The sequence below is a fragment of the Thermoanaerobacterium sp. PSU-2 genome (assembly GCF_002102475.1).
In the GTDB taxonomy this organism is placed as follows: domain Bacteria; phylum Bacillota; class Thermoanaerobacteria; order Thermoanaerobacterales; family Thermoanaerobacteraceae; genus Thermoanaerobacterium.
In genome coordinates, this window is record NZ_MSQD01000009.1 from 86242 (window position 1) to 103805 (window position 17564).

11 protein-coding genes are annotated in these 17564 nt (G+C 34.5%); 2 read left to right on the forward strand and 9 right to left on the reverse strand.

Annotation, left to right across the window (positions count from 1 at the left end; translation table 11 throughout):
* Window positions 1–36: 36 nt before the first annotated feature.
* The 5 genes from BVF91_RS08560 to BVF91_RS08580 all read right to left on the reverse strand — a co-directional run bounded on the left by BVF91_RS08560 (window position 37) and on the right by BVF91_RS08580 (window position 5593).
* Window positions 37–837, reverse strand: coding sequence for a polysaccharide deacetylase family protein (locus BVF91_RS08560; RefSeq protein ID WP_143588987.1), 801 nt, complete (start codon window positions 835–837; stop codon window positions 37–39).
* Between the two features lie 53 nt (window positions 838–890).
* On the reverse strand, window positions 891–1751 hold the full coding sequence (locus BVF91_RS08565) for a carbohydrate ABC transporter permease (RefSeq protein ID WP_085113004.1): 861 nt from the start codon (window positions 1749–1751) through the stop codon (window positions 891–893).
* 13 nt (window positions 1752–1764) lie between these two features.
* Window positions 1765–2649 (reverse strand): carbohydrate ABC transporter permease, encoded by an 885-nt coding sequence (locus tag BVF91_RS08570; protein ID WP_085113005.1) that lies wholly within the window; start codon window positions 2647–2649, stop codon window positions 1765–1767.
* 110 nt (window positions 2650–2759) lie between these two features.
* Complete coding sequence (locus BVF91_RS08575) at window positions 2760–4085, reverse strand: sugar ABC transporter substrate-binding protein (protein WP_085113006.1); 1326 nt, start codon at window positions 4083–4085, stop codon at window positions 2760–2762.
* A gap of 185 nt (window positions 4086–4270) precedes the next feature.
* The gene (locus tag BVF91_RS08580; protein WP_085113007.1) at window positions 4271–5593 is read right to left on the reverse strand and encodes a sugar ABC transporter substrate-binding protein; all 1323 of its coding nucleotides are present in this window, start codon (window positions 5591–5593) and stop codon (window positions 4271–4273) included.
* Between the two features lie 258 nt (window positions 5594–5851).
* Between BVF91_RS08580 and BVF91_RS08585 the strand changes: the two genes are divergently transcribed.
* Window positions 5852–7093, forward strand: coding sequence for an endo-1,4-beta-xylanase (locus BVF91_RS08585; protein WP_085113008.1), 1242 nt, complete (start codon window positions 5852–5854; stop codon window positions 7091–7093).
* A 52-nt stretch (window positions 7094–7145) separates the two neighbouring features.
* On the opposite strand, the gene BVF91_RS08590 is transcribed toward BVF91_RS08585, so the two are convergent.
* The 4 genes from BVF91_RS08590 to BVF91_RS08605 all read right to left on the reverse strand — a co-directional run bounded on the left by BVF91_RS08590 (window position 7146) and on the right by BVF91_RS08605 (window position 15274).
* Window positions 7146–11465: an endo-1,4-beta-xylanase gene (locus BVF91_RS08590; protein ID WP_085113009.1), complete on the reverse strand. Its 4320-nt coding sequence runs from the start codon at window positions 11463–11465 to the stop codon at window positions 7146–7148.
* Between the two features lie 130 nt (window positions 11466–11595).
* Complete coding sequence (locus BVF91_RS08595; RefSeq protein WP_085113010.1) at window positions 11596–12501, reverse strand: carbohydrate ABC transporter permease; 906 nt, start codon at window positions 12499–12501, stop codon at window positions 11596–11598.
* 31 nt (window positions 12502–12532) lie between these two features.
* Complete coding sequence (locus BVF91_RS08600; protein WP_143588989.1) at window positions 12533–13510, reverse strand: ABC transporter permease; 978 nt, start codon at window positions 13508–13510, stop codon at window positions 12533–12535.
* 84 nt (window positions 13511–13594) lie between these two features.
* Window positions 13595–15274, reverse strand: a complete 1680-nt coding sequence (locus tag BVF91_RS08605; protein WP_085113011.1) for an ABC transporter substrate-binding protein — start codon at window positions 15272–15274, stop codon at window positions 13595–13597.
* Window positions 15275–15814: 540 nt separating this feature from the next.
* On the opposite strand from BVF91_RS08605, the gene BVF91_RS08610 reads away from it, so the two are divergent.
* Window positions 15815–17563, forward strand: a complete 1749-nt coding sequence (locus BVF91_RS08610; protein ID WP_085113012.1) for a sensor histidine kinase — start codon at window positions 15815–15817, stop codon at window positions 17561–17563.
* Window position 17564: the final 1 nt, after the last annotated feature.

A 17564-nucleotide genomic window follows, 5' to 3' on the forward strand; every position in this document is an offset into this window, starting at 1 on the left:
TTACTATCGACATTAGTGGATGATTTTAAATAAATGTTATTTCAATAACTTCGTCTCACCAGAATCTATCTTCACTGCTTCACCGTCTACTCCAATCCATACAGGTATTGCTGATGGATTATATACAATGCTGCCATCAGCGCTAAATTTTAAGCTTTTTAGTGCATTTATATAATTCACAATTTCAATATTTGTAGCGTACCAAACATCTTCGTCAAATGATGCCATCTTGCAAAATTCTTCTATCAAATCCCAATTGCCATTTCTCTCAAATTCGAAGCTGTGTCCCCAAACATAGAATAAAGGCATTTGCTCCCACGCTGGCACATTTTTAAAGTCATTAAGCTTTCCTATTACATTTTGATCATGGTGACACGTTGGATGCCATTCTAAAAAGTCATTTGGTATTCTAAAGCTTCTTGTAGAATTAACAGTCCTTGAATACTCAATTCCAAATGATTTAAGCTCTTTTGCCAAAGCATGACTGTAATCGCCAAATGGATATGCCATACCTCGTACCTGATAGCCCACCAATGCCTCAAGATTCTTTCTATCTTCCATTATTTGATACACCAATTCTTCCTTTGATATTAAGGTAAGGTACGGGTGGTCTACTGTATGGACAGCAACTTCATGTCCTTCATATAGTTTCTTTATTTCTTCTTTTGATACATAAGGTTCAGAGTCAAACATACCTGAATTAAGATTGAACGTCCCTTTTATGCCGTATTTATTGAAGATTTCAACCAATTTTCTGTCGTAAACCTGTCCATCGTCATAGCTCATAGTCAATGCTTTTCTTTTGCCGTTAGGGTAATAATCAAAGCGTATTCTCACTTTCATTATCTCCTTTTCAAAATTTCTATCCTAAGCAACCTCTGTATATAATTTTACCCCTTTACAGCTCCTACTACAAGGCTCTTTTGCACCTGTTCGCTAAGCAAGACATATATTAAAATTGTAGGAATCGTAGCGATTACAAGTCCAGCACCTATAGGACCCCATTCCGTCTGGTATTGTCCAGATAGGGACATTATACCGACTGTCAATGTCTTTATGGCATCGCTGTTTATAAAAGTATTCGCAAACATAAGCTCATTCCACGTCGACAAATAGGTAAAGATCGCTATTGTCGCCAATGCAGGCCTTATAAGCGGCAGTATGATGTAATAAAACGACTTATATATGCTGCATCCATCTAAAAAAGCAGATTCTTCAAGTTCTTTTGGTATCGTATAGAGAAATCCAGTCAAAATAAATATGCCCATCGGTATAGCAAATGCCACATAAGGTATCACTAACGATGCATACGTGTTAAGCAAGTTCAAATTTTTCAATATTATAAAGAGTGGAAGCAGTGTAGCGTGTATCGGCACCATCATACCCGTCAAAAATATGGTTAAAACCAATTTGCTGTACTTCCATTTCATCCTTACGATGGCATAAGCACTTGTTGCAACTAAAACACTTGATATTACTATGGTCAAAATAGTGACAATAGAGCTATTTATAAAGTACCTGCCTACATTGCCGCTGGACAATGCTTCAGAATAGTTTGACCACTGCCATATACGTGGAAAACCTAAAATATTGCCGCCAAAAATTTCAGTATTGTTTTTAACAGAAAACAAAAACAGCCAAAACAATGGGTATAACTGTATTATAGCCCAGATAACAAGCATAGCTTCCAATAGGTAAAAACCAATTTTTTTCCCACCGCTTTTATTTTTTTTGTTTGCTACAATCTCCATTTTCACACCACCTTTAATATGCTTCATCTTTTCCAAATAGTTTTTGTATGATAACTGTTCCAATCAGTGATTCCAATATGATAAATATCGCCATAGCACTACCATAACCATACTGATATCTAAAGAATATCATGTTGTACATAAGTGTTGATGGCACTTCACTGGCATGAAGCGGTCCACCATTTGTCAAAACGTATATTAAATCAAAAGCTTTAAAAGAACCAATGACAGCAAATATGACGCAGACTTTTAGTATCGGCTTCATAAGTGGTATTGTTATCCTGAATGCAATCTGCGATTCTGTGGCGCCATCAATTTTAGCAGCTTCGTATATATCAGTAGGTATAGACTTTGCCGATGCATACATAAGTAGCATGTGATAGCCAATGTACTGCCACAGTATAGGTACAAATACTGCCCCAAGGGCCGTCTTAGTATTTCCCAACCATTGATTTGTAAGTGATTGCAGCCCTATCTTAGTCAGTATAAAATTCAAAAGCCCGTAATTAGGATTGTATATTTTCATCCAAAGTTGTCCTATGACGACAGTGGACAAAATGACCGGAATGAAGTAAACAGTCCTGTAAAACTTCTCGCCTTTAATCCCTCTTGAGAGAATAAGAGCTAGTAAAAGAGAAATAGGTAGCTGAATGAAAACAGATAACACAGCTAAAATAAATGAATTTTTCACCGAGATAATAAATCCATCTGTATTGTTTATAAATAGGTTCTTATAATTTTGAAGCCCAATAAATACCCCTTTGCTGAATCCATCCCATTTTAGCAAACTGTAGTAGAAAGAAAAAAATATAGGAAGCAGTACGATAACTAAAAAGACCAAAAAAGCCGGAAACACAAAGAGGAATATAGCCTTTTTATCGCTTAAGATTTTTTCCATAGGAAACCTCCTAACAAAAATGATAGAAACAAATAATAGTAACTAATCATTGTATAGCTAAACAATTTCCTGCTAATTATGGATTAATTAGCAGGAAATTGAAAATATCATTATTTTCCGTTTATCTTTTGTTGCATCTGTTTTGCATAGTCCTGTGGCGTAATCTGTTTTGCAAACAATTGTGCTACTAAATCTTTATGAATCTGTGCAGCATCGCCATTAAGATAAATATCCCAAGCAGGAACACTGCCTTTAGCATTTGCAACGATATTATTCATAATCTGAATCTCTAATGGATCAACTTTTGATTGATCTACACTATCGTATTTCCACTCTGGCAAGCCAGCAGCTATCAAATACTCCATGTCTGATAGTTGTTTTGCAAGGTATTTTGCGGCTTTGACAGCTTCATCCTTATGTTTTGAATTTGCACTAACCATTAATGCTCCAACTGAACCTCCAATATACTCTGTAGGATCGCCTTTGCCGCCTTCAATTGTCGGGAATCTTACTGCTTCAATCTTGCCTTTTACAAGAGATGATGGGTCTGAATCGAATGCCGCTGCATCGAAATTTCCTCCAAAGTACATAGCAGCTTTTCCTTGATTGAATTCTGCTGTGGCTTCATCCCTCGTAAGCCCCATAAATCCAGAATCAAATGCACCTGCATTAACCATGTCTTGAAGCTTCTGAGCTGCATCTACAAATGCTTGGTTGTCAAATGATGCTTTGCCGTTTAAAGCATCTCTCGTAAGCTGCACACCGCCTTCGCGAAGCGCTATCATATCATAGTACCACATTCCAGGCCATTCATCTTTCTCACCTAAAGCAAATGGTGTTATGCCTTTCGACTTAAACGTCTTTATGGCATCAATAAGTTCGCTAAATGTTGTAGGAACCTTTACATTGTATTTATCAAAAAGCTCTTTGTTTATATAAAGTACACTTGCTTGTTGATCAAATGGGATACCATATATTTTGCCATCATACGTAACATTATCAAAAGCACCTGGTAACAATTGATCTTTTGTTCCATCATTTAAATAGCTATCTAATTGGAGAATTTTGCCTGATTCTACAAAAGGTTGTGAAAATCCTCCAGCCCACGTCTCAAAAATATCTGGTGCTTCATTTGCTGCTATTGCTGTCTTTATCTTCGTCTTGTAAGCATCATTTTCTGTTACGCTTTCTACAATCTGTACATTCGGATTTTCTTTATTCCACTGATCGATGATCTCCTTAACTTTTGTTTTTGCTGGTTCACCAGTATATAGATTCCAGAACGTAAGCGTTATCTTTTCAGATGAACCTGATGACTTCGATGAATTAGAAGCATTAGAGTTATTTGAGTTGTTTGAGCTAGTACCACATGCTGATGCTGAAATAATCAGTACAACCGATAGTAATACTAGTATGAGTTTTTTAAATCTTTTCATTGCCACGCATCCTTTCTAAATTTGTTATTGTAATGTTTACATCTTTCACTTATATGATAAAGCATCATTAAACTTTATTGAATACAAATTTTTTACCACAATCTTTAATTTATTTACCTATTCATTTTTCATGCATATTTTAAAATACCGCAAAGCAGCTAAAACGCTTTGCGGTATACATCATTTTATTTTCCATTGATTTTTTCTTGCATCTGTTTAGCGTAATCCTGTGGAGTAATTTGTTTTGCAAATAATTGTGCTACCAAATCTTTATGTGTCTGTGCTTGATCCCCTTCAAGGTACAGATCCCACGCAAGGACGCTGTCTTTAGAATTCGCCACGATGTTATTCATTATCTGTATCTCTAAAGGATCGACTTTTGACTGATCTACACTATCGTATTTCCATGTAGGCAAAGCAGCTCCAACTTTGTAAAACTCAAGAGACATATTCTCAGCCAAATATTTTGCAGCCTTTACAGCCTCGTCTTTATATTTAGTATTGGCATTTACAAGTAAAACATCGCTGCCACCGCCAATGTATTCAGTCGGATCTCCTTTACCTCCCTCGATGGTAGGAAATCTTACAGCTTCAACCTTGCCTTTAACTAATGAAGAATCTACTTCAAATGAAGCTGCATCAAAATTTCCTCCGAAGTACATAGCAGCCTTGCCTTGATTGAATTCTGCTGTCGCTTCATCTCTTGTAAGACCCATGACACCTTGGTCAAACGCACCAGCATTTACCATCTCTTGTAGCTTTTCTGCCGCATCAACGAATGCCTGATCTTCAAAAGAAGCTTTTCCATTTAGCGCATCTCTGGAAAGCTGTGCGCCAGCTTCCCGAAGCGCTATCATGTCATAGTACCACATTCCAGGCCATTCATCTTTCTCACCTAAAGCAAATGGTGTTATACCTTTCGACTTAAATGTCTTTATAGCGTCGATAAGTTCGCTAAATGTTGTAGGTATCTTTACATTGTACTTGTCAAAAAGCTCTTTGTTTACATAGAGTACGCTGGCTTGCTGTGCAAATGTCAGACCGTAAACCTTTCCATTATACGTAATATTATTGAGCGCTCCAGGCAACATCTTATCTTTTGTACCATCATTTAAATAATCGTCAAGAGCCAATATCTTTCCTGCATCAACAAATGGCTTTGAAAATCCTCCACCCCAAGCATATATAATATCAGGAGCTTCATTTGCTGCTATTGCAGTCTTTATCTTCGTCTTATACGCATCATTCTCAGTTATACTTTGCTCTATCTGCACATTAGGATTCTCTTGATTCCATTTGTCTACTATATTTTTGACTATGGTCTTTTGCGGGTCGTTAGTGAAGATATTCCAGAATGTAAGCGTTATCTTTTGAGTTGTACCAGATGAATTTGAAGACTTAGATGCATTAGAATTACTTGAACCTTTTGAACCTGTACTACATGCTGATGTGCTGACTATCAACATAATTGATAGTAAAACCAGCATGATTTTTTTAAACACCTTCATGCCTTCACATCCTTTCTATTACTTTGATTAAATTGTTTACAATAATATAATAAAATACCATATATTTAGAATGAATATAAATTTTTTACTACAATCTTAAATATTTTTACTTGTTTAATACAAAGATAGTCCATCGTCAAATACGACAAAAAAGTGCTTTAATATTATGTTAGTCTTATATACATAATTTATTGACTTATCTAATGTATGAGAGTAAATTTTATTTATAAACAATTACATATCATTGGAGGGATTATAATGAGCCTAAATACTTCAGATGAATTAAACCACCGCAAAGGAATCGTTAAAATAAGGCTAACTAAAAAAGACGGTTCACCTATAAAAGACGCTGAAGTCACTGTGTCGCAAGTGAAGCATAAATTTTTATTTGGATGCGGAGCATTCGATTCTCTTCCACTTGCCAATGGTGAATTAGAAGAAAACGATAAAGAAAAAATTGAGGAACGTTTTGAAAAATTTTTTGATGTATTTAATTATGCCACGATTCCCTTTTATTGGGGTAGATTTGAACCTGAAAAAGGAAAGCCAGATACAAATAGACTCAAAAAAGCATCAGAGTGGCTTGTATCAAAAGGCTGCATTGTAAAAGGGCATCCACTTTGCTGGCATACCGTAACAGCACCTTGGCTCTTAGATATGAGCAATGAAGACATATTAAAAGCTCAGCTTGAACGCATAAAACGTGAAGTAAGCGATTTTAAAGGATTAGTTGACATATGGGATGTAATAAATGAAGTCGTCATCATGCCTATTTTTGATAAGTACGACAATGGAATAACCAGGATATGCAAAGAATTAGGCCGCATTCGCCTTGTAAAAGAAGTTTTTAATGAAGCAAAAAAGGCTAATCCTGATGCAGTTTTACTTATAAATGACTTTAATACATCAATTTCATACGAAATACTCATAGAAGGATGCCTTGAAGCTGGAATCCCTATTGATGCCATAGGAATTCAGTCACACATGCATCAAGGATATTGGGGCGTCGAGAAGACTTTAGAAGTACTTGAGAGATTTTCCCATTTCAACATTCCATTGCATTTTACAGAAAATACGTTGTTATCCGGACATTTGATGCCACCCGAGATAGAGGATTTAAATGACTACCAAATAAGTGATTGGCCGTCAACACCTGATGGTGAAGAACAACAAGCAATGGAAATTGTAAAGCATTATAAGACTCTTTTTGTGCATCCAATGGTAGAATCAATCACATGGTGGAATTTTTGTGATGAAAATGCATGGCTTGGTGCACCTGCAGGTCTTCTTAGACGTGACAATTCATGCAAACCATCATACTATGAATTAAAAAAGCTTATAAAAGATGAATGGTGGACGCATCCTACACGACTTGTCACAAGCAATACAGGCGAATTCGAATTCACAGGCTTTTTAGGAGAATATGAATTAATCGTCGGCAATAGAAAATTTCACTTTAACCTCGATAAAAGAAGCACATCAATAGAAATTACAGTCTAAGTTAATACAAAGCAAAAGACAGAAGGAATAATTTTTCCCTCTGTCTTTTTGCTTACAGATTATTTGTTTTTTCTAATAAACTGTATACGATAGCCGCTGCTTCCGCTCTCGTAGCATTTCCTTTAGGTGCAAATACGTTGTTGGGCTCTCCATTTACTATTCCTAATTTCGCTGCATTTGCTACTACGTTTCTTGCCCAATCGCTTATGGATTTGTCATCGCTAAATGATGTGGCACCTAAGTTTTCCTCTTTGTACTGTGTCAGCACCTCGTATGCCCTCATGGCTATTGCTGTCATCTCTTCTCTTGTTATGCTGTCATTTGGCCTTGCGTTCTTTCCATCACCTTCTATTAATCCTGCTTTGTATGCTGCCTCTATTGCGTTTGCATACCAGTCTCCACTCTTTACATCGCTAAATTCTCCGCTGTATGCTTCTTCTTTTATGTTTAATAGCCTCAGTATCATTGCTGTGAATTCTGCTCTCGTTACTGTCTTGTTTGGTTCATACTGGGTGTCCGTCATTCCTTCTACTATGTGCCTTGACGCTAATACTTCTATTACGTCTTTCGCCCAATTGTCTTTTATGTCATTAAATGTCTTGTCGTACTCAAATGCCGCATATTGTGAGAAGTGCGTCGCATTGAATGTTATTGTTCCAGATGACACGTCTACTTTTCCACCCACGTATTCCCATTGATTTGTCGTTGGGTTGTAGTAGTACACTGCTACTTTCCTTGGATCGTTGGCTTTTGATATATTTAATGTTACCTCCACTGGTTTTGCCAATGTTACATTGCCACTGCTACTACCTATTGTTATGTCTACTACATTAGAAAGCGGCACATAATTTGTCACATTAGGCTTTCCATTGTCTTTTATTGATACATTGACACCGTTTTGTATCTGGTTTTGGTTAAGTGCGTCTTTCGTAAGTGATATTGATGCGTTGTCTGATTTTATGACGATGTCTTTGCCGTTAGCTGCACTTGTATCTAAAATATCTTTAGAAATCTGTACGACTTTCTGTTGTCCTTGACCTATTGTGGTTATGTCAAATACTACTTTCTTGTCTTTTGAATTTACTATCAGGTCTTTAGCTTTTCCTGCATCAAGCGTCAATGTAATAACGTTACCATTCTTATTGACTGTTCCAATTGTACTGTTAGTATTGTTGGTATTACCGTTTGTAGTACTTGCAATTCCCGTGCTATTTGTGCCACCACCAGATGGCTTACCTGTCAGCATCAAGTTTCCAAACCCAGAAGTATCTTGCCATGAATTTCCGCTTGGATCACACCATGTGACAATACCTGTCCTCTTACCATTCTCATCTGCATCATTAACTTGCAAGTCAAATCCTATGACAGTGCCATTTGACGGAGTGATACTCGTCCAAGGGATAGCTTCTTCTACAATATATCCACTTTCTGTAAGGCTAGTTGCCGACTTAAAACCATTTGAATTAGTGCTTGCACCAAAACTTTGTTCATTGTCATAGTTAACTCTAAACTGTCCATCATCACTTTCATAATAAGTTGTTTTATCATTATTCTGATCTACAAAAACTTCTACAGAATCTTGTTCATATGGATTAACACTAGATTTATTCAAATTTGGATCTGTAACAACTGCCAAAACATAAAGGTACTTATCGTCCCACATCATTTTTGCTGTCGCAGTAGCACCATTTGAGCCTAAAACCCATGTATTTGTTGTAATAGGTTCAATATTATTCCAAATATCATCTACTTTGCCATCAATAACAGGAGTACCATATATAGCTGTTGCTATTTGTGCAGATTTTGACAACACTAGATCTCCAAAATACGATGTATTAGTATCTTGACTGTTTGTATAATCATTCCAAACTGTTATTGCATCTATATTGCCACTACCTTCATCATCATTTATTCTAATATCAAATCCAATTTTACTATTGACTGCAGGACTTATATCTTCAATTGGAATGGCTATCTGTGCTACGTATCCATAATTATTAGATGTTACATATTTTGTAATATTTGAACTCCCTGTACCATCCCTTTTAATTGTATAATGTTCATCATCAGTTTCATAAGAAGTAGATTTATTGTCATTCTTGTCTACAAAAATCTCAATACCATCATTATTAGATGGAGTATTATCTGAAATCTGTATTAGTAAATATAAGTTTTTAGTATCCCACATAGATTTAACAGTAGCAGTTGCACCAACAACACCTTTAACATAAGTATTTGCATAAAATGGTTTTACAAGTTTCCAAGAACTATCAATATTTGCTCCAATCGTAGGTGATCCTTCTAAAGCTTTTGCAGATTGAATATCGGGTATAGCTTTGCTTGGATCTACTACTGCCCAAAATGCTGGCTTCGCCTGCAACTTTGAATCAAAAAGCAGTGGAGCATTTGGTTTACTAAGCCAAGTCACATCATCCGAAACTCCCCAAAAAACTACAGCAGTTATATATTGTTTTTCAGCTTTAAATAAATCAAACAATTGTTTATACAATCTCGCTTGTTTAAGCAGTGCTTCATTCGATACATTACCGTTCATATTCATATCTAATTCGGTTACCTGTATTTCCACACCTAATGAAGCAAGTTTTTCTATAGAAGCTTTTATATTGTCTATATTTGAATTTATATTTATGTGCATTTGCATGCCTATTCCACTTATCGGCACACCTTCACTTTTTAACTTTTTCACTAAGTCATACATAGCCTGTGTTTTAACACCATTATTTTCGATGTTGTAATCATTAATAAACAATTTCATAGATGGATCTGCTTCATGCGCATATTCAAAAGCTTTTTCTATATAATCAGGTCCTATAATTTGTAACCACTTAGAATTTCTTAAATTGCCATTGTCATCAATAACCTCATTTACTACATCCCATCCAATTATTGGATTCTGAGAACCATATTTTGTTTTAAAATGGTCTAACACAGTTGTTATGTGAGTTTTTAATCTTTGAAGTAGTAAATCCCTTGAAGCTGGTTTAGACGGATCAGATGGATCCTGGAAAAACCAATCCGGAACCTGATTATGCCAAAGCAATGTATGACCTCTCATCTTCATATTATGTGCTATTGCATAATCAACAATCTTATCAGCATTATCAAAAGTAAAGTTTCCTTCTGTAGGCTGCAAGCTTTCCGGTTTCATGGCATTTTCTGCAACAAGCATATTAAAATGTTTAGCCGTCAATTGAGCATGTGGATCCGTATCATTTAATCTGCTTGGATCAACCGCAACACCGATCGGGAAATAATCTTTGAATGCTGAATATAAATCCGGAATATCATTTTGTATTGTAATTTGATTATTTGAAATTTCACCTATTACAGAAAAATCATCAATGTAAAACTCTAAAGTAGGATTTTGAGATTCTACATAGATGCTAATGCCGCTGTAATCTGCATCAGGTAAAGTAAAATTGCCTTTTATTTCTGTCCATTCGCCTTTATTGACATTAGCAAAATCATCAACTTGTATATAATTATCTTTGTCAGAAGTCGCTTTGACAGTAGCCTTAATTTGCTCTGTATCGTTGCCATCAACAAATTTCACCCAAAAATCCACATTGTATTGCTGCCCTGGAACTATTTTACCAGTCAAATCATAACTAGGTCCATTCCAATTAGCTGTCCTCCCTGTCGTCAATAAGCTATAATCCCCACTATGAGCTACTCCATACACTGCTTTAACAACAGACGAACCTGTTCCAACCCATCCAGAAGTATTTCCATTTTCAAAAGTTCCATTTGCAATGACATTTCCTACTTGTATTGGATTCTGTGGTGTCACTACAACATCATCAATATAGTATTCCAACGTTGGATCAGGTGATTCCACGTACATATATAATGTTTTTAATGTTCCAGTATAATCTAATGTATAAGTTCCGTTTATAGTAGTCCATGAATCTTCAGAAACTTGTTTTTGCCAAACTATTGTATCATAATGATTGCCATTGTCATCTTCTCTAAACATAGTAACAGTAATCAAAGGATTAGATGAATTTTGTCCAGAAACAAGTCTAACTTTAAGCGATACATTATATGATTCACCTTTCTGCATTTTCCCTAAAAAGCTATATGCAGGTCCTTCATATGTCTGTGTTCTACCTGTAACTTTCATACTGTATTGCCCAATTGCTTGCTCAGTCGTTACTGCTAATGTAGGATTACCTTGCTTAATCCAGCCATCAATTGTGCCGGTTTCGAAGTCTCCATTAGAAACCAGATTTGTATTATTTGTATTAATATCATCCGCAAATGCTCTTATGTGTGGGAAAAACAATGATGTCCCAAAAATCATTATGAAAACTGTAATAATAGATACAACTTTATTTACAATACTCTTCATTCTTACTTCCTCCCTCATTAAAGTTAATTATTGAAAAATTTATTTACTATCACCTCGCAATTTGCATGACTTTGTCTAAATAAATATTTTTAAATACCCCCTTTCATCATTTATATAAATCAAAAACATATTAACCCTTAACACTGCCAATAGTTAAACCCTTCACAAAATACTTCTGCAAGAATGGATAAACCATCATAATTGGAACAACCGCTACTATCGTCATAGCTGCTCTTATGCTTTCTGGGGTAACTGTATTGGAATTGTTTCTTAGTCCCATATCAAATGATGCTTGCTGTGTAAACTGCTGAGTCGACTGCAAAACTTTCTGCAATTCATACTGTAATGTGCTTAAATTTGGATTCATTGAACAAAAAAGCATTGTATCAAACCATGAATTCCATTGTCCAACTGCAACAAAAAGCGTTATCGTCGCTAATACTGGTACACTAAGTGGAAATATGATAGAAAATATTATTCTTAGTTCGCTTGCACCATCTAATTTCGCTGATTCTACAAGACTAGCTGGTAAACCATCAATATAACTTCTTACAACCATTATATTCCATGCGCTTACTATCCCTGGCAAAATGTAAACCCAAAAATTGTTCATAAGATGTAAGTCTCTGATCAACAAGTAATATGGAATTAAGCCACTTGTAAAATACATTGAATAAGTAAAAATTTTCGAAACGATTCCTCTTAAAACAAAATCCCTTCTGCTTATGGCATATGCGACTATTATGCTTGCAATAACATTTAAAACAGAACCTATGATAGCTCTTAATGCAGAGATTATCGTTGCATTGTAAATCTCAGAATCATTTAAAATTGAAACGTAATTAAAAGTCGTAAATTTCCTTGGAAACAGATAAATTCCACCTCTCACTGTATCTATAGCATCGTTAAATGAAACTGCTAATACATGTACAAATGGATACAGGGTGACTATTATTACAATCGTGAGAATAATGTAATTGATTGTGTCAAATACAATGTCTTCTGTACTCAACCTTATTCTATTATTTCTAGCCACTTTATAACCTCCTGAAATTTTGTAAATTAGATTAAAATGCACTTTCACCACTAAGTGCCTTCGATATTCTATTTGCTAATGTAACCATTGCTAAAGAAACAACTGAGTTAAATATACCGGCTGCTGTCGCAAATGAAAATCTCCCCATTGGTATACCATAATTGTATACATACAATTCCAATGTCTGTGAGTAGTCTATAACCATCGGATTTGATAATAGAAATACTTGTTCAAATCCTGCGTTTAATATCCATCCTGCATTTAATATTAAAAGTATTTTTATGGTTGGCACTATTGATGGTAATGTTATGGAGAAAATCCTTCTTATTCTGCCTGCTCCATCTATACTTGCCGCCTCATATAACTCACTGTCTATGGCAGTCATTGCCGCCAGGTAAATTATTGAATTCCATCCAACTTCTTTCCACATATCTGAAAGCGCCATCAAGGGCCAGAAAAGATGTGGAACTCCTATAAAGTTTATAGACTGCTTTATAATGTGAAATTTTAGAAGTAGTTGATTTATAACTCCATCTGGTGATAAGACATCAAGGACGATACTTGCTGCAACAACCCATGAAACGAAATGAGGCAAATATGATATAGTTTGCACCGTCTTTTTGAATTTCACATTTCTAACTTCATTTATCAGAATCGCCAATGTTATTGAAGAAAAAAATCCAAGAAAATATTTTAAAATACTAATTCCTAACGTATTTCGTATTGATTGATAAAAAGTTGGATCTTCAAACAACATTTTGAAATTTTCAAGTCCGACCCAAGGAGATTGGTTTATTCCAACAGCTGGATTAAAATTTTTAAATGCTATTATCCATCCCCACAACGGCACATAGCTAAATATAATCAGCAATACAAGAAACGGTATTACAATCAATACCAGTTCCTTTTGCTGAGCTAATTTTCTAAAAAACTTCTTTCTCTTGTCTTTTTTATCATTTACCATCTTTTCTTCTGATAAAACTTCTACTCTAGCATCTGTAACAGCCATGTTCAATCCTCCAAATAATATTTTAAGCGTAATGAAGTACGAAAATCGTACTTCATTACAAGATTTTTTAATTATATTGATTTATTATTTCGCGCCCCAATGCTGTATTCTCCAATCAATTTGCTTCTGGATATATGGCACTTCAAGATCGTAATTGGCTTTCTGCATTTCAGAAACGTACTCTTTCCAAATGCTTTCAAACTGATCTGGTTTTGCTGGTATCATTTGTGCTACATATTTTCTTGTAAGGTCAGATGCTTTTTGGTTTGCAATCTTAATCTGCTGTTCACTATCTGGTATGCTTATATCGTATACAAAGCCATAAGGTGTTTCAATTGGTGGTGCCATCATTTGCGACAAATTGGTTATATTATATGCTTTTAATACTTCTTGTTCGTATGGTTTGTATGAACTTGCTATATATTCTGGAGTATCTTGCGGTGATGCAAAATTGCCATCTGCAAGTTTTTCACCATCATTTGGATGTGGGAAATACCAATATTGTCCGATTCCTTCTTGTTTAGTATAATTGCTATCTTTATATTGAGTTAATTGGTCTGGTGTCATGTACATCTTTCCGTCTTTTACTGAATAATCTTTGCCTTCGATGCCCCAGTTTTCAAGCTTCAAAGCTTCATCGCTGGACATAGCATCTAAGAATTTGAATGCGGCAACAGGATCTTTGCAGCTCTTTGTTATAACAATGCCTGCACTATTTCCTGTCATATTCATGCTGTTATAGTCTTCTTTTGTAACACCATCGAAAGTAACAGGCAAAGCAAAAGGTACTCTATCATAAAGTTTTTGCTGCTCTAGTGAATTAATTGCATTTTGGATATCCCAACGCTGATCGTAAAATCCTAAAACTCTTCCTGATGAAATCAAAGATAGATATGAATCATAATTTCTAGTAAACATCTGCTTGTCAAGTATGCCTTTGTTCCATTCTTCGTTCAACTTTTTATAATAATCATGTGCCCATTGGCTTATTGCAAATGGATGTGCTTTATTGTTTTCATCAACCCATACATCGCCTGTATTTGCATTTCCAGCTAAGTAACTTGGAACACCAGTTAACGTAAATATCTTCCAACTGTCAGTAAGAGCAGTAAATCCTACTACTGGCTGTCCATTATATGTCGGATGCTTTTTAACATAATCTTCGATTATGTTAAAATACTGATCAAGCGTTAATTTCTTAGGCCATCCAGCATCTCTTAAAACCTCTAATGGAAGATAGAAACCTGAATATGGATATAGGTATTGTGCTTTTCTTGCCGGTGTCAAATAATAAATATGTCCATCTTTTGGGTCTCTCATCTTGTTTAAATCTTCTTGAGAATACCATCTTTTAATGTTTGTTCCGTATTTGTCGATCAAATCATCAAGAGGCACTAGATCATTAGCTTCTCTAAAAAGTTCAAATGTGTTATTACTTGCCACAATTAAATCAGGCAAATCGCCACCACTTATCATAAGTGTCGCTTTTGATGTCTCATCTGTGCCAACAAGATAACTTACTTGTAAATTAACACCTGTTAAATCAGAAAGCTTTTTCCAGACAGGTGTCTTTGTATAGTCGTATGGCGTAGCTGTTGATGTATCATAGAAAAGTGTGAATGTCTTCTTTTCTTTAGTATTATTGCTAGATGTGTTTTTGCTTGTATTATTGCTGGTTGTTTTTGTGTTACTGCAGCCTGTCAAAAGAGCTGAGATAACCATTACAATCGTCAGAATTAAAATAAATAATTTTTTCCCTTTCATCATTTCCCCTCCCGTAAATGTTGAAAAATTTAGAAAAGACTGAAGATACTCTCTATATTATCACCACCTCCGTATAGTTCAAATATATTTTTTATATATGAGTAGAGAAATATTTTTAAATGATCAAACAAGTGTTTAAATATTTACAACATATCTACCCATATATACCATCATTTTGCACTTAACGTTTACTAGTGTTGTCAAATAAACCTTCGTATTGAATAAAGGAACTTAAAAGAAATTAAATAAAACAAATGAATATAAATGAATAAAAATGAATTATTGTTGATACTTGTTTTTATTTCTAACTCTTACTTATAAGAGAATTATATATCAAAAAATTTTTAAAAAAATAGAATTTTTTTACCTGATTCTTTAATTTTTTTACTTTGTCTAATCAACAAATAAACTGGTTACTTTTTTTCTAAAGATGTGATAAAATATAGATAAAGTATTTTGTTTAAATGTCACAAAAGTGATGTTATATAATTTTATGTCATTCAATGCATTAAAAAAATTAGCTCCAAAGGAGTAAATAAGATGTTTGACAAGGTAATTAAAAAGTTTGGAGATCTAAGTATATCCTCTAAAATAGTGTTGTATTACTTGTTTGTGCTTATTATTTCGATTTCTTTTCTTTCGATTGCGTACCAAGAAATAAATAATAGTATAACCAGCAACAAGGTTATGCAAGTTTCAAATGAAATTGTCTCTAATATTAATTCCAGCATAGAGTCTTTAATAAACACCGTAGACAATCAGTCTAAAATATTAATATCTAGCCAAATTCTGCAGTCAGCATTGGCAAATGGAAATGCAGGCAACTATGCAAGCTATATACAGCCAATGAGCAAATATTTGTCAGATTTTTTAAACTTTAATGACTTTATTTCGTCTATATATATTTTTGACAACTTAGGAAACGAATACTTTGTTGATAATGTCTCTTTTAAAAGCATCAGTTTGTCTACAATAAAGACAGCTAAATGGTATGACAGGCTTGTAAGTTTAAGTGGAAAATATATACTAGAAGCAAATGATGGAAATCTCATAGATCAAAGCAATGGCAATAAAGGATATGTATCATTTATAAGAGTCATAAACGATATAAATAGTCAGAAGCCAGCCGGAATCATGATAATAAATATTTCTGAATCTTATTTGTACAAGTATATAAATAGTTCAATAAATACCTATACGTCTGGCATAATAATAAGAGATGAAAATGGCAATACAATAATTAAGCCGACAAACATCAGCAAAAATTTAAACAGTGAAATATATACATTCATCAGTCCAAATGGCTCAACAGTTAGAAAGATAGATGGTAAAGTCTATATAATATCAGACTTGAAAAATGACTTCGGCTGGAATATCATCAGCATAACGCCGTTTAATGAACTTAATAGCCAATTTTGGATCTACAACATAATACTTCTTTTTGTCATAGTCATAAACATAGTATTGCTTTTGCTGGGGCTTCTCTTTATATCGCTTTTTATATCACAACCTATAGTAAAGTTAGTAAACTCCATGAAAGGCATAAAAGACGGTAAATTTGAAAAAGTAGACATCGCCACAGGAAACGACGAGATAGGTATGTTAAAAGACGTGTACAACAAGATGATCGATGAAATAAAAAAGCTAATCGGCGATATAATAAATGAGCAGAAGATGAAAAGAAAGCTAGAACTGGAAGTAATGCAATCGCAGATAAAGCCTCATTTCCTGTTTAATTCTTTTGATGCAATAAGTGCGTTGATTTTGATGAATGACACGAAAAACGCCAGTAAAATTGTGAAAGCCTTAGGAAAGTTTTATAGATCTTTTTTGATGAACGGCAATGAAGAAATAACGATAAAAGATGAATTAGAAATAATAGATAATTATCTTACAATTCAAAAGATACGCTTTGGCAATAAATTTGACGTTATAAAAGAAATTGACGATAGAACATTGCCTTATAAAATACCTAAGCTGATACTTCAGCCTTTAGTAGAAAATGCATTAAACCACGGCGTAAGAGGAAAAGACGGGCAAGGCATAATAACAATAAAATCTCTTTACGCTTCAAATCAAATAACCCTTATTGTCTCTGACAATGGAAAAGGCATGAGTGAAGAAAAGCTAAGGGAAATAGAATCTGGTCAATCAAAAGGAGTTGGGCTAAGATCTACAATTGAAAGGCTAAAAATCTACTACAATTACAACGATGTTGTGAAGATTCAAAGTAAACCAGACGAAGGAACAACTATTGTAATAACTATTCCAATAAATGAGGAGGACTAAG